General features: G+C 72.6%; 18 protein-coding genes. 4 read left to right on the top strand and 14 right to left on the bottom strand.

Going from position 1 to position 22,892, the window contains the following annotated elements; genetic code table 11:
* Nucleotides 1-74: 74 nt before the first annotated feature.
* The 12 genes from ABZY91_RS35900 to ABZY91_RS35845 form a co-directional block, all read right to left on the bottom strand.
* Nucleotides 75-2,435 carry a M4 family metallopeptidase gene (locus tag ABZY91_RS35900; RefSeq protein WP_355407665.1) on the bottom strand — a complete coding sequence of 787 codons (2,361 nt, stop codon included), beginning with the start codon at nt 2,433-2,435 and terminating at the stop codon, nt 75-77.
* A 579-nt stretch (nt 2,436-3,014) separates the two neighbouring features.
* Nucleotides 3,015-3,803 (bottom strand): FadR/GntR family transcriptional regulator, encoded by a 789-nt coding sequence (locus tag ABZY91_RS35895; RefSeq protein ID WP_355407663.1) that lies wholly within the window; start codon nt 3,801-3,803, stop codon nt 3,015-3,017.
* Nucleotides 3,794-4,807: an aldo/keto reductase gene (locus ABZY91_RS35890; protein ID WP_355407661.1), complete on the bottom strand. Its 1,014-nt coding sequence runs from the start codon at nt 4,805-4,807 to the stop codon at nt 3,794-3,796. The genes ABZY91_RS35895 and ABZY91_RS35890 overlap by 10 nt, the downstream gene beginning before the upstream one ends.
* A 36-nt stretch (nt 4,808-4,843) precedes the next feature.
* A complete protein-coding gene (locus tag ABZY91_RS35885; protein ID WP_355407659.1) occupies nt 4,844-5,935 on the bottom strand; it encodes a sugar kinase in 1,092 nt (363 codons plus the stop codon).
* The gene (locus tag ABZY91_RS35880; protein WP_355407657.1) at nt 5,932-6,693 is read right to left on the bottom strand and encodes an SDR family oxidoreductase; all 762 of its coding nucleotides are present in this window, start codon (nt 6,691-6,693) and stop codon (nt 5,932-5,934) included. The genes ABZY91_RS35885 and ABZY91_RS35880 overlap by 4 nt, the downstream gene beginning before the upstream one ends.
* Nucleotides 6,690-7,778 carry an alcohol dehydrogenase catalytic domain-containing protein gene (locus tag ABZY91_RS35875; RefSeq protein ID WP_355407655.1) on the bottom strand — a complete coding sequence of 363 codons (1,089 nt, stop codon included), beginning with the start codon at nt 7,776-7,778 and terminating at the stop codon, nt 6,690-6,692. Before ABZY91_RS35875 ends, ABZY91_RS35880 begins: the two co-directional genes overlap by 4 nt.
* Nucleotides 7,775-8,212: an RbsD/FucU domain-containing protein gene (locus tag ABZY91_RS35870; RefSeq protein ID WP_355407653.1), complete on the bottom strand. Its 438-nt coding sequence runs from the start codon at nt 8,210-8,212 to the stop codon at nt 7,775-7,777. The genes ABZY91_RS35875 and ABZY91_RS35870 overlap by 4 nt, the downstream gene beginning before the upstream one ends.
* Nucleotides 8,203-9,096 (bottom strand): amidohydrolase family protein, encoded by an 894-nt coding sequence (locus ABZY91_RS35865; RefSeq protein ID WP_355407651.1) that lies wholly within the window; start codon nt 9,094-9,096, stop codon nt 8,203-8,205. The genes ABZY91_RS35870 and ABZY91_RS35865 overlap by 10 nt, the downstream gene beginning before the upstream one ends.
* Nucleotides 9,089-10,423 carry an enolase C-terminal domain-like protein gene (locus ABZY91_RS35860; RefSeq protein ID WP_355407649.1) on the bottom strand — a complete coding sequence of 445 codons (1,335 nt, stop codon included), beginning with the start codon at nt 10,421-10,423 and terminating at the stop codon, nt 9,089-9,091. The genes ABZY91_RS35865 and ABZY91_RS35860 overlap by 8 nt, the downstream gene beginning before the upstream one ends.
* Nucleotides 10,424-10,505: 82 nt before the next feature.
* On the bottom strand, nt 10,506-11,549 hold the full coding sequence (locus ABZY91_RS35855; protein ID WP_355407647.1) for an ABC transporter permease: 1,044 nt from the start codon (nt 11,547-11,549) through the stop codon (nt 10,506-10,508).
* Nucleotides 11,542-13,104 (bottom strand): sugar ABC transporter ATP-binding protein, encoded by a 1,563-nt coding sequence (locus ABZY91_RS35850; RefSeq protein WP_355407645.1) that lies wholly within the window; start codon nt 13,102-13,104, stop codon nt 11,542-11,544. The genes ABZY91_RS35855 and ABZY91_RS35850 overlap by 8 nt, the downstream gene beginning before the upstream one ends.
* Nucleotides 13,105-13,150: 46 nt before the next feature.
* Nucleotides 13,151-14,206: a sugar ABC transporter substrate-binding protein gene (locus ABZY91_RS35845; protein WP_355407643.1), complete on the bottom strand. Its 1,056-nt coding sequence runs from the start codon at nt 14,204-14,206 to the stop codon at nt 13,151-13,153.
* A gap of 1,192 nt (nt 14,207-15,398) precedes the next feature.
* Here ABZY91_RS35845 and tatC point away from each other — a divergent pair.
* Entirely contained in the window at nt 15,399-16,322 is a 924-nt protein-coding gene (tatC, locus tag ABZY91_RS35840; RefSeq protein ID WP_355407667.1) for a twin-arginine translocase subunit TatC, read from the top strand.
* 472 nt (nt 16,323-16,794) lie between these two features.
* Here tatC and ABZY91_RS35835 read toward each other — a convergent pair whose 3' ends face one another.
* Nucleotides 16,795-17,529: an ABC transporter ATP-binding protein gene (locus ABZY91_RS35835; protein WP_355407641.1), complete on the bottom strand. Its 735-nt coding sequence runs from the start codon at nt 17,527-17,529 to the stop codon at nt 16,795-16,797.
* A 45-nt stretch (nt 17,530-17,574) separates the two neighbouring features.
* Nucleotides 17,575-18,606, bottom strand: a complete 1,032-nt coding sequence (locus ABZY91_RS35830; RefSeq protein WP_355407639.1) for an ABC transporter permease — start codon at nt 18,604-18,606, stop codon at nt 17,575-17,577.
* 152 nt (nt 18,607-18,758) lie between these two features.
* Between ABZY91_RS35830 and ABZY91_RS35825 the strand changes: the two genes are divergently transcribed.
* The 3 genes from ABZY91_RS35825 (at nt 18,759) to ABZY91_RS35815 (ending at nt 22,842) form a co-directional block, all read left to right on the top strand.
* Entirely contained in the window at nt 18,759-19,799 is a 1,041-nt protein-coding gene (locus ABZY91_RS35825) for an ATP-binding protein (protein ID WP_355407637.1), read from the top strand.
* A complete protein-coding gene (locus ABZY91_RS35820) occupies nt 19,796-20,410 on the top strand; it encodes a response regulator transcription factor (protein ID WP_355407635.1) in 615 nt (204 codons plus the stop codon). Before ABZY91_RS35825 ends, ABZY91_RS35820 begins: the two co-directional genes overlap by 4 nt.
* Before the next feature lie 467 nt (nt 20,411-20,877).
* Complete coding sequence (locus ABZY91_RS35815) at nt 20,878-22,842, top strand: family 20 glycosylhydrolase (RefSeq protein ID WP_355407633.1); 1,965 nt, start codon at nt 20,878-20,880, stop codon at nt 22,840-22,842.
* Nucleotides 22,843-22,892: the final 50 nt, after the last annotated feature.

The following is a 22,892-nucleotide window of genomic DNA, read 5'->3' as shown; positions in this document are numbered from 1 at the left end:
GCCTCAGCACCCGGGCCCGTCGGTGGGCCCGGGTGCTGCGGCGTCCGCGAAGGAGCAGACGAGAGCCTTCCGGGTCAGTCGCCGATCTCGACGGCGAGGTCGTCGAGGACGAAGCTGGTCCTGAAGCTGAAGTCCTCGGTCCCCTTGAACAGCAAGGTCACGGTCTGCCCGGCGTAGGCCGAGAGGTCGACCGTCCGCAGGGTGTAGCCGTCGGCCCGGTCGAGGTTCGAGTGGGCGGCCAGTTGGGTGCCGTTGACCGTGACGGTGAGCCGGTCGAAGACGACGGTGCCGGTGTCCTCGGTCGAGTCGACGTGCAGCCAGTACCCGAGGCTCGCCCGGCAGCCCGCCGGGATGGTGACCGTCTGGGCGAGGGTGTCCGTGCGGGAGGATCCGTACCCGTTGAGCCATGCCTTCCACGTACCGCCGTGGGCGGCCTGGCCCGGGTCGGCGTCGACCACTCCGGAGGTGGCCGTCCAGGGCGCCGCCGTGCCGCTCTCGAAGCCGGCGTTCCCGAGCAGCCGGGCGGAGGGGCACGGGCCGGTGCCGTCGGTGACGGCCCAGGTGAACCGGGTGTCGGCGGTCGCGCCCGACGCGAACGTCGCGGTCACGGTCACCGTCGTCGACCCGGCGTCGGTGGGTGTGCCGGCGATCCTGCCGGTGCCGGCGTCGATCGCCAGCCCGGCGGGCAGGCCCTCGGCCGAGAAGGTGGGCGCACCGGCGGCGGTGGGGGTCGCGATCAGGAGTTCGGCCGGCGTCCCGACCGCGGTGACCTGGTCGCCCGGGTGGGTGACCACGGGCGTGGTGGGCGCGACTGATCCCACGTTGACGGCGGCCCAGGCCGCCCCGACGGTGCCGTACGCCGCGCTGTCGGCGCCGTAGAGCTCGGCGGCGGCCCGGAGGGTGGCCGTGCGGGCCCCCGCGAAGTCGGTGGTGGAGGTCATGTGGACGGTCAGCGCGCGGTACCAGATGGCGGCCGCCTTGTCCCGGCCGATGCCGGTGACGGTGATGCCGCCCCGGGTGGGCGAGTCGTAGTGGACGCCGTTGATGTCCTTCGGCCCGCTGCCCTCGGCGAGGAGGTAGAAGAAGTGGTTGGCGACCCCGGAGGAGTTGTGGACGTCCAGCCGGCCGACGCCCCGGTACCAGGAGTCGGCTGATTCGCCGTCCTTGGAGGGCTTGTCCATGTAGCGCAGGGGAGCGCCGTTGCCGAAGAGGTCGAGCTTCTCGCCGATGAGGTAGTCGGGGGTGTCGGCGGGGAGGGCGGCGTGGAACTCCACCATGGAGCCGAGGATGTCGCTGGTGGCCTCGTTCAGGGCGCCGGACTCGCCGGAGTAGACGAGGTCGGCCGTGACGGAGGTGACGCCGTGGGTCATCTCGTGGCCGGCGACGTCGATGCTGGTCAGCGGGTGGGTGTCGCCGTCGCCGTCGCCGAACGTCATGCAGAAGCAGCCGTCGTCCCAGAACGCGTTCACGTACCCGCGGCCGTAGTGCACCCGGCTGAGGGCGCCGACCCCGTCGCCGCGGATCCCCGCGCGGCCGAAGGTGTCCTTGTAGTAGTCCCAGGTGGCTCCGACGCCGAAGTGCGCGTCGACCGCCGCCGACTCGCGGTTGACCGGCGTGCCGTCGCCCCAGCCGTCCTCGGTGGGCTTGGTGAAGACGGACCCGTTGCCGGAGCTGCGGTTGCCCAGGTCCGTGGTGTGGCTGCCGCCACGGGCGGCGTCCCGGAGCTCGTACCCCGACCCGGTCGCCGTGGTGCCCACCGTGACCTCTCCGACGTGGACGCCGTGACCGGTACCGGTCTGCACGCCCTCGAAGGTCCGGAGCAGCGTGCCCTCGGCCGCGTCGGTGATCACGTGCAGCTTGCTCGGGCCGCCGTCGGCGGCGGTTCCGGCGAGCACGGTCTCCCAGGCGAGGCGGGGCACGCCGTCCGCCGCCCAGACCACGAGCCGCGGCGCGCGGCCGACCGGGGCGCCCGGCCGGGAGTCGAGCGCCGCCGTCTGCGCAGCCGCGGCGTCGATCGCGGGCGTGCTGCCGAGGCCGGCCAGCGACGCGGTCGAGGCGCGGTCGACGTCCTTCACCGCCCCGTCGGCGCGCTGGTGCACCACCAGGTCGCCGCCGAGGACGGGGAGTCCGGCGTAGGTGCGTTCGTAGCGCAGGTGCCGGGTGCCGTCGGCGTCGTGGACGACGTCCTTGGCGACCAGCTTCTCCTGCCCGGTGAGCCCCAGGCTCCGGACGAGGCCGGCTCCCTGGCGGTCCGCGGCCGCCAGCGCGGCCGACCGGTCGGCGGCGGGCTGCACCGGGGCGACGGAGGGCGACGGGGCGGTGGACGGCACCGGGGCGGACACGGCGGGGGCGGCGCCCACCGAGGCGCCGGTCACCAGCAGCGCGGTGGTGACGGCGAGCGGGACGAGCCTGTGCAGGGGAACGGAACGGGACACGGAATCTCCTTTGCCTGCCGGCCTTCGACGGGCCGGCTGCTGGGTCCGCGCCGCAGAGGGCGGCGCGTGGGGGCGGTCGGCACCCGGCGCGGGGACACCGGGGCGGGCCGCCGGGGCTCCAGGCGGTCTGGGAGGTACGGGAGAAGCTGCCGCGCCGCGGAAGCTCTCCGATTCATGGCATGCGCATGACATGAAAGTGCGCACAGATCGCCCTGACGGGGGGCGCGAGACGCTTCATCGAGGCTCGCGCAATACCGCTTCCCCGCAACCGACTTGAGGAAGGGGCCACCTGAAGCCTAGCCCAGGCATCACGGATTCATGTTTGACTGTGCTCGATTTTATTGTTTTCTGTTGATACTTTCGGCCATCCCGACGCTCGAAGCACCTCCGGCGAAAGTGCCGGTGAGCAGCCGTCACACCGGCGCCCGCAGCGGCGCGGGCCGGGTCACCTGGCCCGACGTCGACCGCTGCCGCATCCGTCATCGACCGGATCCGCGCGCCTTCGCCTCCTCGGGCGAGGCGAGGGGCCCAGCGGGGCGGGGCCGCGCGTCGGCCCCGCCCCGCCCGCCGTCGCCGTACTCACGGCAAACATCCGCCGGTCGCGCCGCCGTTGCCGGGATCGCCGTCCTCGGGATCGCTGTTGCCGGGACCGCTGTTGCCGGGCTCGCCGGGACGGAGCTCCCCCGTGCTCAGACGCTCCCGGAGCCACTGTTCGGTGCTGCTGACGTGCAGCAGCGCGGCCGCCTCGCTGAGGGAGGCGTCGCGGACGGACAGGGCGTCGAAGATCGCCTCGTGCTCGGCGAGGGTCCGGCCCGCGGCCCGGACGTCGGCGAGACCACGCAGGACGCGGGCCCGCAGGGTGCGACCGGAGATGCCCTCCAGCAGGGTGAGGAGGGTTTCGTTGCCCGTCGCCGCCACGACGGCGCGGTGGAAGGCGGCGTCGTGGACGTTGAGCCGTGCGACGTCGTCGCGGGCCTCGCGCATGGCGTCCAGATGCCCCTTCACCTCGGCCAGTTGCTCGTCCGAGATCCGGGTGGCCGCCAGCGCCGTGGCAACGGGTTCGAGGAGCCGCCGTACCTCGATCAGGTCCCGCAGAGCCACCGAGTCGCCCTGGAGCAGTTCCACCGCACCGCCGAGACCCTCCAGGAGCACGCTCGGCTGAAGGCTGGTCACGTACGTGCCGTCGCCGCGCCGGACCTCCAGCACGCGTGCGACGGCCAGTGCCTTGACGGCCTCCCGCGCGAGGTTTCGGGACAGGCCCAGCTGGACGGCCAGAACGGGCTCCGGGGGAAGCTTCGACCCGGGAGGCAGGGCGCCGGTCCTGATCAGCTCACGGATCTCTTCTATGGCCCTGTCCGTCAGCGACACTCCGTGCCTCTCCCCCGGCCCTGCTCCAGGGGCACGTCCGACCTGATGAGACCCCGGGCGCGGAGATCGCTCCAGAGTCCTTCGGGCGTGTTCCTGCCGTGGAGTTCCACGTTCCGTAGGACCTGTTCCGGGTTCCGCATGCCGAGGGTGACGTTGATGACCTGGGCATGGGTCAGCGGGAAGGCGATCGCCGCCGCGGGCAGCGTGGTGCCGTGCGCCTCGCAGACCTCCGCGATCGCGCGGGCCCGGGCGACGAGGTCACGGGAGGCCTCCCGGTAGTCGTACCTCATGCCCTCCACGGGCCAGTCCCGGGAGAGCAGACCCGAGTTGAACACGCCCACCGCCACGACGCTCTTGCCGAGTTCCCGGGCGGCGGGCAGGACGTCGTCCAGGGCGGACTGGTCGAGCAGGCTGTAGCGCCCGGCGAGCATCACGACGTCGGCGGCGGTCTCGCGCAGGAAGCGGGCGAGCATGGCCGACTGGTTCATGCCCGCGCCGATCGCGCCGATCACGCCCTGGTCGCGCAGTTCCGCGAGCGCGGGCATGGCCTCCTCGGCCGCCTGCCGCCAGTGGTCGTCCGGGTCGTGCAGGTACACGACGTCCAGCCGGTCCAGGCCGGTGCGCTCCAGCGTGTCCTCGACGGACCGGAGCACTCCGTCGCGGCTGAAGTCCCACTGCCGGCGCAGGTCGTCCGGCACGGCGAAGCCCTCGGGGTCGATGCCCTGCGGATCCTCGTTGGGCACGAGCAGCCGGCCCACCTTCGAGGAGACGACGTACTCGTCGCGGGGCCGGCCCCGCAGGGCGTCGCCGAGGCGGCGCTCGGAGAGGCCGAGGCCGTAGTGCGGTGCGGTGTCGAAGTACCGCACGCCGGCGTCCCACGCGGTGTCGACGGCGGCTGTCGCGGCGTCGGCCGGGGTGATGCGGTAGAGATTGCCGATGACGGAGGCTCCGAAGCCCAGCTCGGTGAGGGGGACGGAGGTGTTCTGGATGTTCCGCTGCTGCACGTCGTGCTCCAGGAGTAGGGGTGTGGGGGGTGTCCGTCAGCGGCTGACGTGGGCCGACCCGCCCGCGACGAGTGCCTCGACCTCGGCGAGGGTGGCCATGGAGACGTCTCCGGGCGTGGTCATGGTGAGGGCCCCGTGGGCGGTGCCGTAGGCCAGGGCGCGCTCCAGGCCGGTGCCGCCGAGCAGTCCGTGGATCAGGCCGGCCGCGAAGCCGTCGCCGGAGCCGATGCGGTCGAGGACGTGCAGTCCGGGCATGCGGCGCCCCGCCACGAAGCCGGTCTCCGCCGACCAGGCGGCCGAGGACCAGTCGTTGACCCCGGCCGAGGGCACGTCACGCAGGGTCGTCGCCAGCACTTTCGCCCCGGGCAGCAGACCGGCGACCTCCGCGAGGGCTCCGGCGACCTCGTCGGCCCCGACGCGGGTCTGCCCCGGGTGCGCGCCGGCCAGACCCAGGGCGCCGACCACGACGTCGGCGTGCCGGGCGAGCCGCAGGTCCACCTCCCGGGCCCGGACGGCGCCGCCCCGGCCGGCCCAGAGACTGGCGCGGTAGTTGGGGTCGTAGGAGGTCGTGACACCGTGTCGGCGAGCCGCGGCCATGGCCTCGTCGGCGACGTCGGCGGTGGTGTCCGACAGACCGGCGAAGATGCCGCCGGTGTGGAACCAGCGCACCCCGGCCGAGAAGACGGCGTCCCAGTCCACGTCGCCCTTGCTCAACTGCGAGACGGCCGTGTGCGCGCGGTCGCTGACGCCGAGCGCGCCGCGGATGCCGTACCCCCGCTCGACGAAGTTCAGGCCGTTGCGTGCCGTGCGGCCCACGCCCTCGTCGGGCGTCCACCGGATCATCGAGGTGTCGACGCCTCCCTGGAGGATCAGGTCCTCGACGAGGCGGCCCACCGCGTTGTCCACGAGCGCGGTGACGACGGCCGTGCGGAGGCCGAAGCAGCGGCGCAGACCGCGGACGACGTTGTACTCGCCGCCACCCTCCCAGACCTGGAAGGAGCGGGCGGTGCGGATCCGGCCCTCACCCGGGTCGAAGCGCAGCATCACCTCACCGAGAGCGACGACCTCCGGGCCGTTTCCCGTACGCCTCGTCGCGGCCGGTGCGGATTCCGGTCCGGTGCCGCTCATCGGCCGAGCCAGCCGCCGTCGACGGGCAGAACGGTGCCGTGGACGTAGGCGGCGGCGTCCGAGGCCAGGAACACGACGGCGCCGGCGAGGTCGTCGGCGCTGCCCCAGCGGCCGGCGGGGATGCGGTCCAGGATGGCCTTGCTGCGCGCCGGGTCGTCCTGGAGTGCCCGGGTGTTGTCGGTGGCGATGTAGCCGGGCGCGACGGCGTTGACGTTGACGCCGCGCGAGGCCCACTCGTTGGCCAGCGCCTTGGTCAGGCCGGCGACGCCGTGCTTGGCGGCGGTGTAGCCGGGGACGGTGATGCCGCCCTGGAAGCTCAGCAGCGACGCCGTGAAGACGATCTTCCCCCGGCCGCGTGCCGCCATCGTCGCGCCCACGGCCCTGGTCAGCGCGAACTGCGCGGTCAGGTTGACCTGGAGCACCAGGTCCCAGTCGTCGTCGGGGTGTTCGGCGGCGGGGGCGCGGCGGATCGTGCCCGCGTTGTTGACGAGGATGTCCACCGGCCGTTCGCGACCGGCGAGGTCCGCGCCCAGGGCGCGGACGGCCTCGGGATCGGCGAAGTCGGTGCGGATCGCCTCGAACGTGCGGCCGGCGGCGATCACGTCCTCCTCCACCGCGCTGCCGGACGCCTCCAGCGAGGCGCTGACGCCGATGACGTCCGCCCCCGCTTCGGCGAGCGCACGGGCCACGGCCCGGCCGATGCCGCGCCGCGCTCCCGTGACGACGGCGAGCCTCCCGGTGAGGTCGAAGGGCGTCATGCGGCGTCTCCCCGGTCGTTGGCGGTGCCTTCCACGGTGGTGTCGTCCATGCTGGTGCCGTCCACGGCGGTGCAGTCCACCAGGATCTTCATCACGTCGCCGCCGCCCTCCAGGGCCTCGAACGCGGCGGGTGCCCGGGTGAGCGGTACGACCTTGCTGATCAGCCGCTCGGCCGGGATCGTGCCCTCGGCGACGAGGGTGACCGCCTTCTCGAAGTCGGAGCGGTCGTACAACCGGGCTCCCACCAGGGTGAGTTCGCGCCAGAAGAAGCGGTGCAGGTTCACCTCGCGGGGTCGGGGGTGGATGGCCACCAGGCACAGCCGTCCGCGCGCGCCCAGCACGTCGACCGCCGTGTCGACGCCGCCTGCGGCGCCGGACACCTCGAAGGCGACGTCCGCCCCGGCGTCACCGGTCCACTGCCGGACCAGCGCCGGCAGGTCGTCGTCGGCGGGGTTCCAGGTGGTCAGGCCCAACTCCTCGGCGAGCAGGCGACGGTGGGCGCTCGGCTCGACGACCCGGACCTCGGCGCCCGCGGCCCGCGCGACCAGGGCGATGAGGACGCCGACGGGTCCGCCGCCGACCACGACGGCCTTCTCGCCCGCCCGGACGCCGGCCCGTGCGACGTCGTGCACGGCCACCGCGGTGGGTTCGACGAGCGCGGCGCGGTCCAGGGGCAGGGAGTCCGGGAGCCGGACCAGGGTGGAGGCGGGCACCGTCCACCGCTGCTGCAGCGCGCCCGGGGAGTCGATGCCGATGAAGTCGAGGTGCTGGCAGATGTGCTGGTGACCGGCCCGGCAGGCCGGACAGGTGTCGTCCCAGCGCAGCGGCATCACGGTGACCGCGTCACCGGGCCGCCAGCCCTCCACGTCCGGGCCGACGCGTACGACGCGGCCGGACATCTCGTGTCCGAGGACGGCGGGCGCGGACACGCGGGCGTCCATGTCGCCGTGGAAGATGTGCAGGTCGGTGCCGCAGATGCCGACGTAGGCGGGCGCCAGCAGGACCTCCCCGGGGCCGGGCTCGGGGGTCTCGGCGGGAGCCGTGTCGAGGGTTCGTGCGGCCAGGTAGCGGACTGCGAGTGTCATCGTGGTGTCAGTGTCCCTTCAGCGCGGACGCCGATGGTGAGCAGCAGGTTGGCGTAGGTGCGGGTGTCGGCGGTGACGACGGCGAGGGCCAGGTCCCGCGAGCGGGCGGCCTCGTAGAAGGCGGCGCGGTCGAGTGCCGTGACCGGTCGGGGTGCCAGCACGGAGCGGTACTCGGCGAGGGCCGGCGGCTCCGGTTCGCCCGCGGGCGGCACCATCACGTGGGCCGACTCGACGGGCAGCGCGCGCAGCAGGACGTCCAGCACGGTGGTGACGTCGAGCAGGCCCGGGGCCAGGTTGAGGTGGACGGTCCTGGCGCGCTCGCCGGTGGCGGTGCTGGCGGGGTAGTGGCCGTCGGCGAGCAGGACGCGGGCGCCGTGGCCGGCGCCGGCGAGGGATTCGAGGATCCCGGGGTGCAGCAGCTCGTTCAGGAGCACGGGCGTGGGCCTTCCGTTGCGGGCAGCCGGTAGAAGGAGGTCGCCGTACCGGAGAGCACGGCCTGCTTCTCGCTCTCGGAGCAGTCGTCGAGCAGTTCCTCGACGGTGGCGGCCCAGCGGTTCCAGCCGCCGGCGAGGACGCAGACCGGCCAGTCGGAGCCGAACATCAGCCGGTCGGGGCCGAAGGCGTCCAGCAGGACGTCCCACACCGGCCGGACGTCGTCGATCGTCCAGGTCCGGTGGTCGGCCTCCGTGATCAGCCCGGAGACCTTGCACCGCACGTGGGGGGATCCGGCCAGCGCGCGCAGCTCCGGCTCCCAGGCGGACAGCGCGCGGCCGACGGGCGGCTTGCCGGCGTGGTCCAGGACCAGGGGCAGGTCGGGGAGGCGCCGGGCGAGTCGGATCGCCTGGGGGAGCTGGTCGCTGCGGATGAGGGCGTCGTAGCCGAGCCCGCTGTCCCGGACGGCCCGCAGGCCCCGTTCGACGGTGTGGCGTTGCAGCCACTCGGGGTCGTCCTCGCCCTGCACGACGTGCCGCAGGGCCCGCAGGTGCCCGCCTCCGGGTCCGGAGCGCAGGTCGTCGAGCACGTCGCCGATCGCGGGTGAGGTGAGGTCCGCCCATCCGACGACGGCGCCGATCAGCGGGTCCTGTTCGGCGAGGGCCAGCAGCTCCCGCGTCTCGGCGACGGACGTCACGCACTGCACGAGCACGGTGCTCGTCAGCCGCCGCCCGGAGATCGTCCGGGTCGCGGTCCGTCGCAGGTCGTCGACCGTGTGCGTCCGGCGGATCGGCTCGTGTCCGGGCTCGTCCAGCCAGGGCTGAGGCCGGCGGTCCAGGTCCCACACGTGGTGGTGGGCGTCGACCAGGGGCGTTGGCTCAGACACGGGCGGACCAGACCGGGCCGTCGGGGTAGGCGTACTCCTTGAGGGACTCGGCGTGCATCTGCGCGCCCAGCCCGGGACGCGCGGGTGCGAGGTAGTGGCCGTCGGTGATGCGGACCGGGTCGACGAAGTGCTCGTGCAGGTGGTCGACGTACTCGATGACCCGGTCCTCGACCGTGCCGGAGACGGCGACGTAGTCGAACATCGACAGGTGCTGCACCATCTCGCAGAGACCGACACCACCGGCGTGCGGGCAGACCGGGACGCCGAACTTGGCGGCGAGCAGCAGGATCGCGATGTTCTCGTTGACGCCGCCGACCCGTGCGGCGTCGATCTGCACGATGTCCACCGCGCCGGCCTGGAGGAGCTGCTTGAAGACGACCCGGTTGGCGATGTGCTCGCCGGTGGCGACCTTGACCGGGCCGACGGCGCTGCGGACGGCGGCGTGGCCGAGGATGTCGTCGGGCGAGGTGGGCTCCTCGATCCAGTACGGCCGGTAGGGGGCCAGGGCGCTCATCCAGTCGATCGCGGCCTGGACGTCCCACCGCTGGTTGGCGTCCACCGCGATGCGGATGTCGTCGCCGACCGCCTCACGGGCGGTGCGCAGGCGCCGTACGTCGTCCTCCAGGGAGGCGCCGACCTTGAGCTTGATCTGGGTGTAGCCGTCGGCGACGGCCTCGCGGGCGAGGCGGGCCAGCTTCTCGTCGGAGTACCCGAGCCAGCCCGGCGTGGTGGTGTAGGCGGGGTAGCCCCGGTCGAGCAGCCGGCCGATGCGCTGCTCGCGACCGGGTTCGGCGCGTCGCAGGATCTCCAGGGCCTCCTCGGGGGTGAGCGCGTCGCTGAGCCAGCGGAAGTCGATCTGCGCGACCAGCTCCTCCGGCGACATCTCGCCCAGGAACCGCCAGACGGGCTTGTCGACGCGCTTGGCCGCGAGGTCCCAGGCGGCGTTGACGACCGCGCCGACGGCCATGTGGATGGCGCCCTTCTCCGGGCCCAGCCAGCGCAGCTGGGGGTCGTGGACGAGGGAGCGGGAGAAGGCTCCGAGGTCGGCGCAGACCTCGTCGACGGACAGGCCGACCACGTGCGGGGCGAGGGCCGCGATGGCGGCGGCCTGCACGTCGTTGCCGCGCCCCGTGGTGAAGGCCAGGGCGTGGCCCTCCAGTTCGTCGGCGGCGTCGGTGCGCAGGACGACGTAGGCGGCCGAGTAGTCCGGCTCGGGGTTCATCGCGTCCGAGCCGTCGAGGTGCTCGGAGGTGGGGAAGCGCACGTCCAGGACGTCGAGGGCGGTGATGCGGGCGGATTCCGGGGAGGCGGGCAGGGGGGATGACATGGCGACAACTCCTTGGTGGGCAGGGGAACACGGTCCCCTGCGACGAGATGGGGGGAAGGGCGTGGGGCGTGGGCCGCCCGGGTCACTCCTGGGCCTTGCCGCCCGTGATGCGCGAGATGATCAGCGCCACCAGGATGATCAGGCCGTTCAGCGCCCCGATCCACTGGGCGGGGACGCCCCCGAGGGTGAGCACGTTCTGGATCATGAAGAGGAGCAGGATGCCGCTGAAGGCTCCGAACATCGTGCCCTTGCCGCCGTTGAGGCTGATCCCGCCGATGACGGCGGCGGCGAAGACGGTGAAGATGTAGCCGTCGCCCTGGGCCGCGGCGACGGAGGCGAGCCGTCCGGAGAGCAGCAGTCCGGCGAGGGCGGCGAGCACGCTGCCGCTGACGATGACGATCCACAGGACCCGGTCGGTGCGGATGCCGGCCGCCTTCGCCGCGTCGACGTTGCCGCCGATCGCGTACAGGGAGCGGCCGAAGCCGGTCCAGCCGAGGAGGACGACGGCGACGGCGAACAGCGCCAGGCATATCCAGATGGACGCCGGCATGCCGAACCACTCCGCGGTGCCCAGGTAGAGCATGGAGGACGGGAGCTGGAAGAACGTCTGGCCGCCGGAGAGGCCGGTGAGGATGCCGCGCAGGACGATCAGCATGCCGAGGGTCACGATGAAGCCGTTGAGCCCGAAGCGGATGATCAGCAGCGCGTTGAGCACGCCGACGACCGCGCCCACGGCGAGGGTCACCGGTACGGCCCAGGCCCCGGGGACCAGCCCGAGCCCGTGTCCGGCACCGGCCGGAACGACCAGCAGGGCGGCGACCCCGGGGGCGAGTCCCATGGTGGACTCCAGGGACATGTCCATCTTCTTGACGATCAGGATCATCGTCTGGGCGAGGACCAGCAGGGCGATCTCGGACATGGTCTGCAGGACGTTGACGAGGTTGTCGGCCTGCAGGAACACGGGGTTGACGATCTGGCCGACGATCGCGATGACCACGATCGCGGGGACGAGCGCGAGGTCGCGGAGCCGGGCCAGCGGCACCCGGCCGCCGAACAGCGCGGTCCGCCTCACCCGCGGTTCCGTGGCCTCCGGCGGGGCTGTGTCCACGAGGACGGTGTCAGGCATTGAGGTCCACTCCTTCCATCGCGGCCACGAGGTCGTGATCGTGCCAGCCGCGGGCGATCTCCGATGTCACACGGCCCTGGAACATCACGAGGACCCGGTCGCACATGCGCAGGTCGTCGAGTTCGTCGGAGGCGACGAGCACTCCGGTGCCGGTCCGCGCCGTCTCCTCGACCTTGCCGAGGAGGAATTCCTTGGACCGCACGTCCACCCCGGCGGTCGGGTTGATCAGGACCAGCAGCCGGGGGTCGTCGGCGAGGGCGCGCGCCATGACGACCTTCTGCTGGTTGCCGCCGGACAGCGCGGAGACGGGCAGGTCGGGCCCAGGAGTCTTGATGGCCAGCTTCTCGATCACGCTCGCGGCGAGCCGGTCCCGGCGGGCGCGGCTCAGGAAGCCGTTGCTGCCGATCCGGCCCGGTACGGACAGGGTGGCGTTGTCCGCGATCGACATGTCGGGCACGAAGCCCTGGTGGTGCCGGTCCTGCGGGACGAACCCGGCACCCGCCGCCAGCGCCGCCGGCACGCTGCCCGGCCGGGGCCGGTGGCCCGCGATCTCCAACTCGCCGCCGTCGGCGGCCCGCAGCCCCACGACGGTCTCGGCGACCTCGGTGCGACCGCTGCCCGCGGCCCCCGCGAGCCCGACGATCTCCCCCGCGGCGACCCGGAAGGTGACGCCGCCGTAGGTGGCACCGCTCATGCCGCGGACGCTCAGCGCGGCCGTGACACCGGGGTCGGCGGTACTCACCCGTTCCCCGCGCCGGGTGGCGGCGGCCTCGCCGGTCATCGCGGCGACCAGCTCGCCGCGGGGGAACTCCGTCACCGGCGCGGTCACGATGTGCCGGGCGTCCCGGAACACCGTCACCGTGTCGCAGATCTCGTAGACCTCCTGGAGGTGGTGACTGATGAACAGGAAGGTCACGCCCTGGTCCTGCAGATCGCGGATCCTGTCGAAGAGCCGGTTGATGGCCGCCCCGTCGAGCTGGGCGGTCGGCTCGTCCAGGATGATGAACCGGGCCCCGAAGGACAGGGCCCGGGCGATCTCCACGAACTGCCGCTGCTCCACGTCGAGATCGCCGGCGGGGGTCTGCGGATCGACGTCCACCGACCAGGTCGCCAGCAGTTCCTCCGCGCGGCGGCGCACGTCCCCCCAGCTGATCAGGCGACCGCGGCCGGGGGCGTGCCGGTTCAGGAAGAGGTTCTCGGCGACGGTCAGCGTGGGGATGATCGTCGACTTCTGGTAGACGCAGGCCACGCGCCGGCGCCAGGCGTCCCGGTCCGCCGGCCGCGGCGCCGGGCTGCCGGCGAAGGTGACCGTTCCCTCGTCGGGGGTCTGAAGGCCGGTGAGGACGGACACCAGGGTGGACTTTCCGGCCCCGTTGCGGCCGACCAGCGCGTGGGTCTCACCGGGTCTGATGGTGATCCGGGCGCCGTTGAGGGCCACCGTCGGACCGAATCGTTTGACGATGCCCGTCGCCTCGACGACGGGCGGGTCCGTGAGGGTCCGCCCGTCGTCCGCCGGGGCGGGCACGGGGCCGACCACTCGCTCCCCGTCGCTCATCTCAACCGCCTTCTGCTCGAATGCCGTGGGGTCGCCGGTCTGGAGGTCAGCCGACGTTGTTGCCCCACAGGGACTTGTCGTCGCTCTTCACGCTGGCCACGCCGCCGTAGGTGCCGCCGTCGGCGGTGACGAGCGGGGCCTGGAGCTGGTCCTCCAACAGGCCGTCACGGACCTGGACGATCGTGCTGTCGTGGTCGGTGGGGCCGGGCTGGAACGTCTTCCCGTCGATCGCGGCCCTCAAGTAGTGCAGGGCGTACCGGGCGTAGAGGTCGGCCGGCTGGGAGACGGTGGCGTCGATCTTCCCCGCGGCTATGTTCCTGAGCTCCTCGGGGATGCCGTCGTTGGAGACGACGAAGACGTGCTTCTCGTCCTTCGGGTCCACCAGCAGCCCCGCCTGCTTCAGGACCTGGAGCGTGCCGGCGAGGGCGAAGCTGGACTGCATGTAGACGCCCTTGATGTCCGGGTTGGCGACGAGGTCCGTCTGGAGCTTCTGCGCGGCGACCGCGCCGTCCCAGTTGGTGGCCTCGCCGAACACCTTGATGCCGGGGAAGTTCTTCTTCATGCAGTCGTTGAACGCCTCGGTGCGGTCACGGCCGTTGATGGAGGACAGGTCGCCCTCCAGCATCACGACCTTGCCCCGGCCGTCCAGCTTCGTGCCGAGGTACTGGCACGCCTTCTCCCCGTACGCCCGGTTGTCGGCCCGCACCACCATGAAGACCTTGCCGCTGTCCGGGCGGGTGTCCACGGTCACGACGGGGATCTTCTTCGCGGCCAGCTGATCCAGCGTCGGGGCGATGGCGGCGGTGTCCTGCGGGGCCATCGCGATGCCCTTGACGCCCTGGCTGATGAAGGTCTGGGCGTTGGCGGTGAGCTTGGCGACGTCGCCCTGGGAGTTGGTGGTCTTCAGGGAGAGGGCCAGCTGCCCCGCGGACTCCGGCGTGTACTTGATGTACGAGTTCCAGAAGTCGGTGTCGGATCGCGGGTAGTCCACGCCGATCAGCGGCCGGTCCGACGACGCGGTGGTTCCGGAGCCGCATGCGCCGAGCAGCGCGACTGCGGAGAGCGCGGAGACGGTGGAGCAGAGGGCGTTTCTGAGTCTCATCGGTGGTTCCTCGTGGTGGTCCCGGAGCAGGGATCGCCCCTAGCGGATACGGCAGGTGTCACGCTTCGGAGACATGGGATGTTTATAGGTCTCAGTCGAAGAAGCTGTCAATGCTTCGGTAGAACCATGCTGCAAATAAGGCATTCCGCGGCGGCGAGAGGTCGAAGGCACTCAGATCGGCCGACGATTGATCCCATCAATGCGAGGATCGACGGTGCGGCGTCACGGGCCGCCGCCCGCTCCCGAGCGGCGTCGGCCGGGCGCCACGCCCCTCGGTCGACTCGGGCACGGCCACTCGGGGAGGACGCCCGGTCCGCGATGCCGGCCGACGGCCGGGCCTCGGGACCGGTCGGTGCGGGTGTGGCACCGGCGGGCCCGAGTCCTTCGCGGCACGGGCCTCTCCGCACTGCGGGCGCTCCGGCCGGTCCGGGCCGGCCCGCTCACGCGACCCCGGCTCGGACCGGGTCAGGCAGGACGGCGGGCGAGTTCGGCGCGGGTGGTCCGGAGCCCGACCAGGCCGCGGGCGACATGGTTCTCGACCGTACGGATCGGGCCACCCGGGCGGTCACGAGCGCCGGGTCGTCGCCGGCACCGCCACTGTCCGCTCGACGCGGTGCGGCAGTGGGCCCGCCAACTCGCCCATGTTTACGCAACCATCTCCCCGTGGCAAGCATCCTGACCCCGGGACGGTCCCCCCGACCGGGTCGGCCCGGTCGAGCGGACGGGTTGACATCGGTACGGAAGGAGCGTTGACGGACGGGTCGGACAGCCCGCAGACTTTGCGCACCAGCGGGGGCCTCCACGGACCGCCGGAACGGTTGCGGGCCGTCACCCGCGGATCAGCGGCCCCGAGCCGACTGCCCTGCCGACCGCCCCGCCGACCGCCGTTCCTGCGGTCGACCGTGCCCGCTCCACGGTCGGACGAAGTCGGCCCACCCGGCTCGCCCGTCACGGGTCCCGCACCCGCCGACCTGATGCAGAGGAGGTGCATTCCGTTTTTTCGTCGGCGTCGTAGGGCCACCAGCACGGCCCGCGCCGCGAGCTCTTGTCCCGTCCCGCCTCGGCGCGGATCCACCCGAGGCCCGCCGGTCGGCGGGCCTCCGAACACCGGCCGAGGTGCGGGTTGAGCAAGCTGATCAAGGTACGGAAGACACCCAGGGCGCTCAAGGCGTCCAAGGACCCCGAGGGGCGGATGGCCCTCGCCGACCATCTGCGGGAGCTGCGCAACCGCGTGGCCAAGTCGGTCCTGGCGATCGTCGTGTTCACCGTCCTGGCGCTGTTCTTCCACAAGAGGATCGAGGACTTCCTGCTGCAGCCGCTCCGCTGCACCCCGGAGATCATCGCCACGGGGAAGGAGAAGTGCGCGCAGGTCTCGACCATCGGCCTCACGGCCGGCTTCACCTGGATGCTCAAGGTCGCCCTGACCGCCGGCGTGGTGGCCACCGTCCCCGTCTGGCTCTACCAGATCTGGGCCTTCGTCGTGCCCGGTCTGCACCGGAACGAACGCAAGTACACCCGGATCTTCGTCGCCTGCGGCGCCCCGCTGTTCCTGGCCGGGGCCGCCCTGGCGATGGTGCTGCTGCCGACGACGGTCCAGATGCTCATGTCGTTCACCCCCGACAACACCACACCGATCCTGCCGCCCGACGACTACTTCGACATCGCCACCCGGCTGGTCCTGGTCTTCGGCCTGGCCTTCGAGTTCCCACTGCTGCTGGTGATGCTCAACCTGACCGGCATCGTCACCGGCAAGCGGCTGCTCGGCTGGTGGCGCGGCATGGTGCTGGGCATCACCGTCTTCGCAGCGTTCGCCACCCCGAGCGTCGACCCGCTGAGCATGCTGGCACTGGCCGCACCGATCTGGGCCCTCTTCTTCCTCGCCTGCGGCATCGCGACGGTCAACGACCGGCGCAAGGCCCGGCGCAACCCCGACCACGGGCTCGGCGCCGACGAGGCCTCCGACGTCGACCTCACGGTGCAGCCGGTGGCGGAGGTGGCGGCCGTCGAGGCCTCCACCCAGCCGGCCGCGAGCATCGAGGTGCACCTCCCGCACCAGGTGCACCTCCCGCACCAGGTGCACCCTGAGCACCGGGCGCACCTGGACGACATCACCTGATCCGGCGGCGGGCGGCCGAACCGCACGCCACGGCGCCCGACCCACCGGACCGGGGCCGTGACTCCCGGGACCTCCGACCGCCCGGATCACGATTGTGCATCCCACCGGGCTCCGGAGCCGCCTCCGCACTCCTTCCCCTCGAAGCGGTTCGCGCCGGGGCACACCGTGACCGGGTCGTGGTCGGGCCGGTCACGGTGACCTGCGCGGCCGACGCGGCGCGCCGTCGGTGCGGTTTCGGGGAGGCGGGTGTTCCATGAGCGGGTTCGGCCGGAGGCCGAGGTGCGGTTCGGGGCCGGTGGCGGGATCGCGGCGGCCCCGTGCGGTCACCGGGCGAACCAGAGGCTTCCGGCGCGGGACGGGAACAGGGCACGGGACGGGAGCAGGGCGCGGCCGGGGCCGGCCTTCTCCCCGGTCGCGCGGGCGAAGGTCCGCGATCCGGCCGGCGCCCGTCCGCACCGCACCGCCGGTGTCCTCAACCGGGCGTCTCGACGAAGCGGGCACCGGCGGGGACGCGGTGGTGCTCCACCCGCACGACACGACCGTCCGCCATGGACGCGGTGGCGTCGACACCGGTGCTGCTGCCGGGGTCGAGCGCGTCGAGGTCGTGGGAGACCACCACGGTGGCGACGCCGCGGTCACGGACGAGCTCCGCCAGCAGGGCGATGATCCGGCGGCCGCGCTCCCGGTCGAGGGCCGACGTGGGCTCGTCGACGAGCAGCAGGGAGGGCGAACCCATCAGCGACCTCGCGATGTTGACGCGCTGCCGCATGCCGCCGGACAACTGGTGGGGACGGCGGTCCGCGGCGTCGGCGAGGCCGACCTGTTCCAGCAGTTCCATGGCCCGGGTCCGATGCGCGCGCCTGCTGCCCTTCCGCAGGTCCACGGCCAGCAGCACCTGTTCCAGGGCCGTGAGGGACGGAATCAGGTTGTCCTGCTGGAAGACGAAGCCGATGTGGTCGCGGCGGACCCGGGCCCGCTCGGCCGCGGTGAGGTCGGCCGTCCGGACGCCCTCGACGACGACCGTGCCGGAGTCGGGCGTCACCAGGGTGCCCGCGACGGCCAGCAGACTGGACTTGCCGGAGCCGGACGGACCGGTGACGGCCACGAACTGGCCCGCGCCCACGGTCAGGTCGACCCGGTCGAGCGCGGTGAGGCGGCCGTCGCCGTCGGGATAGGTGAGGGTGACGTCGGACAGGACCAGGCTCATGCTGAACTCCTTGCGGGGGGAGGGGCGGTGGCCGCCACGGACGAATCAGGCGGAGAGGGCGATCAGCGGGTCGACCGTGACGACCTTGCGGATGGTGAGCAGCGCTCCCGCCGTACCGAGGGCGGCCATCCCGACGACGGGCAGTGCCAGCCCCGCAGCGGTGATCGTCATCGGGACCGTGGACACGCCCAGCGCCAGTGCGACACCGAGCGACGCGCCGACGGCCTCACCGAGCACCAGCACCAGCAGCACCTGTCCGAGTCCGTCCCGGAGGAGGTAGCGGCGACTGCCGCCCATGGCCCGGACGACGGCCAGTTGCCGCAGCCGCTGCGCGGTCCACACGGCGAAGAACGAGCCGACGACCAAGGCCGAGATGGCCAGCAGCAGGCCCTGGATCATCATCAGGGAGGAGTTCTCCGAACTGAAGCCGGGCACCGCGTCGGTGATCCTCTCCATCGGCAGCTCGGTCGTCCCGGGCAGTGCGGGCGCGGGCCAGTTCAGCACCACGGCGCCCACGTTCTGGCCGTACACCAGCCCGCGCCAGGAGTCGACGGTGGTGTAGCCGACCGGCGTGCCGAGGAAGCTGCGCGTGTCACCGATCCCGGACACGGTCAGCTGTCGGCCGGACACGGTGACGGTGGAACCGGGGCCGACGCCGAGGTCCTCGGCGGACTCGGCGTTGAGCACGATCGCTCCGGCACCCGGTGCGTCGCCGGTGACGAGGCGCGGCATCAGGGCGGGATCCGCGCCGAAGACGGTCAGCGCGGCGGCCCGACCGTCCACCTCGACGCGGGTGGTGGTGACGCCGAGCCGGGAGGCGCCCGGTTCACGGGTCAGAGCGGCCACGGCGGAGTCGTCGAGCGAGCTCCGCGTCAGCGCCGGCTTCTGGCCCGCCACCGCGGACTGCATCACCAGCGATGTGCCGGGCAACTGCCGCACCGCGGAGGCGGTGGCATCGGCCAGGCCGTTGGTCAACGCGGACAACGCGACGACCAGGAAGGTCATCATCGCGATCACCGAACCGATGAGTGCGAAGCGACCCTTGGCGTGGCGAACATCTCGAAGGGCAATGAACATGGCCGCCATCCTCTCTTCGCCGGTTCCGCCCGCACATCGACAACCCGACGGGTCTTTCCCGCATCGTTCGAGGCAGTGCCGACACCCGTCGAAAGGTGTACGCGCCGCCTCGGGAGAGCACCGGAATTCCGCATCCGCAGACTGGAGGCGTGATGGACTCCCCCAGCTCCCACCGTTCCCACCGTTCCGATCGGCAACGGCTGTTCGACACCTGGATCCCCGGCGCGATCTGGTCGGTCGTCACCGCCGTCGGCACGGCCATGGGACGACACGTGGGCGGGACGCTCTCCGGTGCGCTCCTCGGCGGGGCGATCGGCCTCGGCGTCGCGGCCGCGCTGGTGACCGCGTACCGGCGGATCCGCCGCCACCTCCAGGAATGGGCCCGCCTGGTGGCGGAGCTGACCGCCGCCCAGGCCGCACTGGCCGAACGGGAACGGGAGGCCGGACGGCTCGCCGAACGCGAACACCTGGCGCGCGAGATCCACGACACCGTCGGCCAGAGCCTGACCAGCGTCATCCTGCTCCTGCGCGCCGCGCTCCCGCCGACCCGGCCCCAGGACTCCGAGGAGCGGATCGCCCAGCTCAGGACTGCTCTCGACACCGCCACGGGAGCGCTCGCGGAAACCCGGCGGATGGTACGCGGACTCGATCCGGCCGCGTTCTCCGAGGGCGGGCTGACCGAGGCGCTGGCCGCACAGGTCGCCGAATCCACCGCGCTCGGCCTGTGCACCTCCCTCACCGTCGAAGGGATGCCCCGTCGGATCGCGCTCTCGGGTGAGGTCGCCCTGCTGCGCGCGGCGCAGGAGGCGTTGTCCAACGCCAGGAAGCACGCCGCGGCGCGCAGGGCCACGGTGACCCTGACCTTCCAGGACGACGAGGTCTCGGTGGACATCGTCGACGACGGCCGCGGTTTCGCCCCCGGGACCGTGGGCGAACGACCGGACGGCTCCGGCTACGGCCTGACCGCCATGCAGGCCCGCATCCTCGAACGCGGCGGTGAGCTGACCGTCGAGTCGGAGCCCGACGCCGGCACCGCGATCCGCGCCACCGTCCCCGACACACCCGCCGCCGGACCGCCCTCCGCGCACCCCGCCACCAGCCCGACCGGCTCGTCCGCACCGGACCCCTCGGCCGGCGGGTCCTTCACGGCCGCGGCCCCTGCCGCCAACCATCTGACAGGTGTTTCCGGATGATCCGACTGCTGCTCGTCGACGACCATCCCGTGGTGCGCGCCGGCCTGCGCGCCGTATTGTCGGCCACGGACGACCTCCGGGTGCACGGTGAGGCGGCCACCACCGCCGAGGCGGTGCGCATCGCGGAACGCGGCGACATCGACCTGGTGCTCATGGACCTGCGGCTGGGCGAGGACGACGGCGTCACCGCGACGAAGACCATCCGCGCGCTGCCGAACCCCCCACGCGTGCTGATCCTGACCACGTACGAGACCGACGCCCACATCCTGCGCGCCGTCCAGGCGGGCGCGACCGGCTACCTGCTCAAGGACGCCGACCCGGACACCCTCCGGCAGGCGATCCGCTCGGCCGCCGCAGGTGAGACGGTGCTCGCGTCCCCGGTCGCCTCGCGGCTGCTGGCCCACATGCACCAGCCCGCCGCCGCCCTGACCGCGAGGGAACTGGAGATCGTCCAGCGCCTCGACCGCGGCGACACCAACCGCGAGATCGCCGGTGCGCTGACCATCTCCGAGGCGACCGTGAAGTCGCACCTGGTGCACATGTTCTCGAAGCTCGGCGTCAACAGCCGCACCAAGGTCGTCGCCGAGGCCCGCCGCCGCGGACTGCTGTGACGCGGGGCGGCGGACTGCTGTGACGCGGGCCGTCCGCTCCCGAGGTCCCCGCGCGGCCGTCCGCTGGCCGGAAAGGCCCGGGCCTTGGTCCGGTCCACCGCGCGGGCCGCGGTCGCGGGGGATCTCCCGGCCCGGTCCCGGCGGCGCGCGGTCGCCGGGCGTGCCCGCGGCAAACCACGTCGTGCCGGTGCTGACGACGGCGGCCGGGCGACACGCGGCGGGGCCGCACGACGGGCCTCGGTCCTGAGGTTCCACCTCACGTCAACAGATGTGCGCAATCATGCGCGATCCGGCCGAGTTCCGAGCAACTCTTGACTCGATCTCCGATCCTGCGTTGCACTGGTGCGAGTTCGTCCCTGCCCTCCGCACACGCCGGGACCGTCGGGGACAACATCGGCGCCCCGGCCCGCCCGACACCCTCCGCTCCCCCGCCCCCGGGTCTACCCCGCCTGCCTCCGGAGCTCCCCATGAGACTGCTCAGGCTGTTGACCGTGGCCGTCTGTACCGCGGCGGCCCTCGTCCTACCCGGCTCGGCGTCCGCCGACAGTGCCGCCGCGGCCACCGGCACCGCCGCCACCGCCGCCGCCGCGCCGCCGCAGACCGTGCCCGCGCTGCGCCAATGGACGGCCGACGTCGGCTCGTACACCTTGACCACCGCGAGCCGGATCGTCCTCGACCCCGTCCACGGCGCCCAACTCGCCGAGGACGCCGCCACCTTCGCCGACGACCTCGGCCTGCTGGCGGGCCGTCACGTCCCGGTGGTCCTCGGCACCGCCGGTACGGGCGACATCGCCCTCACCCTCGGCGACGACGCCCTGCCCGCCGAGGGCTACCGGCTGACCGTCGCCGCGTCGGTCACCGTCCGGGCCGGGACCACCACCGGCGCGTTCTACGGCACCCGGACGCTCCTCCAACTGCTCCACCAATCAGCCACCGTGCCGGCCGGGACGGCGGTCGACTGGCCGGCCAAGACCGAACGCGGGCTGATGATCGACCAGGGCCGGAAGTTCTTCACCGTCGACTGGGTGAAGCAGCACATCAAGGAGCTGGCCTACCTCAAGCTCAACTACTTCCACTTCCACCTGTCGGACACCCACGGCTTCCGCCTGGAGAGCTCCACCCACCCCGAGATCGTCTCCGCCGACCACTACTCCAAGCAGGACATCGCCGACCTGGTCGCCCTCGGCCGGAAGTACCACATCACCGTCGTCCCCGAGATCGACACCCCCGGGCACATGAACCCCATCCTCGCCGCCCACCCCGAACTCGCCCTGCGCAACAGCTCCGGCACGGCCGACCCCGCCTTCATCGACCTCTCGAAGCCCGAGGCCTACACGCTGATCAAGGACCTGATCAACGAGTACCTGCCGCTGTTCCCCGCCCCCTACTGGCACATCGGCGCCGACGAGTACGTCGACGACTACAGCCGCTACCCCCAACTGCTCGCCTACGCCCGCGCCCACTACGGCGCGAACGCGACCGCCAAGGACACCTACTACGGCTTCGTCAACTGGGCCGACGCCCTGGTGCGGGCCGCCGGCAAGACCACCCGGATGTGGAACGACGGCATCAAGGCCGGCGACGGCACCATCGCTCCCCACCCCGACATCCTGGTCGAGTACTGGTACGACTACGGCCTCACCCCCCAACAGCTGGCCGCCGCCGGACACCGGGTCGCCAACGAGTCCTGGACCCCGACCTACTACGTGCTCGGCGGCGCCAAGCCCGACACCAGGTGGATGTACGAAACCTGGACGCCCGACCTCTTCCAGGGCGGCCGGACCCTCGCCGACCCGACCAGGAACCCCGGCTCACTGATCCACGTCTGGTGCGACAACCCCAACGCCGAGACCGAGGACCAGATCGCCGCCGGCATCATGTACCCGCTCCGCGGACTCGCCCAACAGACCTGGGGATCAGCCAAGTTGACGGCCACCTACGCGTCGTTCGTCCCGATCGCCGCCGCCGTCGGCCACAACCCCGCCTGGCCCGGCACCGGCGGACCCGGCAACCTGGCCCGCAACCGTCCGACCACCGCCTCCAGCACCGAGACCGCCGACTTCCCCGCCGCCCTCGCCACCGACGGCGACGGCGGCACCCGCTGGTCGAGCACCTACAGCGACCCGCAGTGGCTGCAGGTCGACCTCGGCTCGACACAGACGGTCAACCGGGTCGTACTGCGCTGGGAGACCGCCTACGGCAGGGACTTCCGGATCCAGCTGTCCGACGACGGCACCACCTGGCGCACCATCCACACCACCACCGCCGGCACCGGCGGCGTCCAGGACCTCACCGGCCTGACCGGCTCCGGCCGCTACCTCCGGATGTACGGCACCGCGCGCGGCACCGGCTGGGGCTACTCGCTCCACGAGATCGAGGTCTACGGCGGCCCGCCGGGCGGAGCCGGCGCGCCGGTGCCGGCGTCCGGCTGACCGACCCGGTCTGTGCTCCGCTGCTCCGCCACCCCACCGGTGGCAGAGCA

This window comes from Kitasatospora sp. NPDC002965 (assembly GCF_040611255.1).
GTDB lineage: Bacteria > Actinomycetota > Actinomycetes > Streptomycetales > Streptomycetaceae > Kitasatospora.
Note: the sequence above shows the minus strand (reverse complement) of the source record. Positions and strands in the feature narration are given on the sequence as shown.

Coding starts and splice junctions, on each gene's coding strand:
- ABZY91_RS35885 (WP_355407659.1), bottom strand. CDS start 5,935: ATGAGCGGCACCGGACCGGAATCCGCACCGGCCGCGACGAGGCGTACG.
- ABZY91_RS35880 (WP_355407657.1), bottom strand. CDS start 6,693: ATGACGCCCTTCGACCTCACCGGGAGGCTCGCCGTCGTCACGGGAGCG.
- ABZY91_RS35875 (WP_355407655.1), bottom strand. CDS start 7,778: ATGACACTCGCAGTCCGCTACCTGGCCGCACGAACCCTCGACACGGCT.
- ABZY91_RS35860 (WP_355407649.1), bottom strand. CDS start 10,423: ATGTCATCCCCCCTGCCCGCCTCCCCGGAATCCGCCCGCATCACCGCC.
- ABZY91_RS35855 (WP_355407647.1), bottom strand. CDS start 11,549: ATGCCTGACACCGTCCTCGTGGACACAGCCCCGCCGGAGGCCACGGAA.
- ABZY91_RS35850 (WP_355407645.1), bottom strand. CDS start 13,104: ATGAGCGACGGGGAGCGAGTGGTCGGCCCCGTGCCCGCCCCGGCGGAC.
- ABZY91_RS35845 (WP_355407643.1), bottom strand. CDS start 14,206: ATGAGACTCAGAAACGCCCTCTGCTCCACCGTCTCCGCGCTCTCCGCA.
- tatC (WP_355407667.1), top strand. CDS start 15,399: ATGGCCCTCGCCGACCATCTGCGGGAGCTGCGCAACCGCGTGGCCAAG.
- ABZY91_RS35835 (WP_355407641.1), bottom strand. CDS start 17,529: ATGAGCCTGGTCCTGTCCGACGTCACCCTCACCTATCCCGACGGCGAC.
- ABZY91_RS35830 (WP_355407639.1), bottom strand. CDS start 18,606: ATGTTCATTGCCCTTCGAGATGTTCGCCACGCCAAGGGTCGCTTCGCA.
- ABZY91_RS35825 (WP_355407637.1), top strand. CDS start 18,759: ATGGACTCCCCCAGCTCCCACCGTTCCCACCGTTCCGATCGGCAACGG.
- ABZY91_RS35820 (WP_355407635.1), top strand. CDS start 19,796: ATGATCCGACTGCTGCTCGTCGACGACCATCCCGTGGTGCGCGCCGGC.
- ABZY91_RS35815 (WP_355407633.1), top strand. CDS start 20,878: ATGAGACTGCTCAGGCTGTTGACCGTGGCCGTCTGTACCGCGGCGGCC.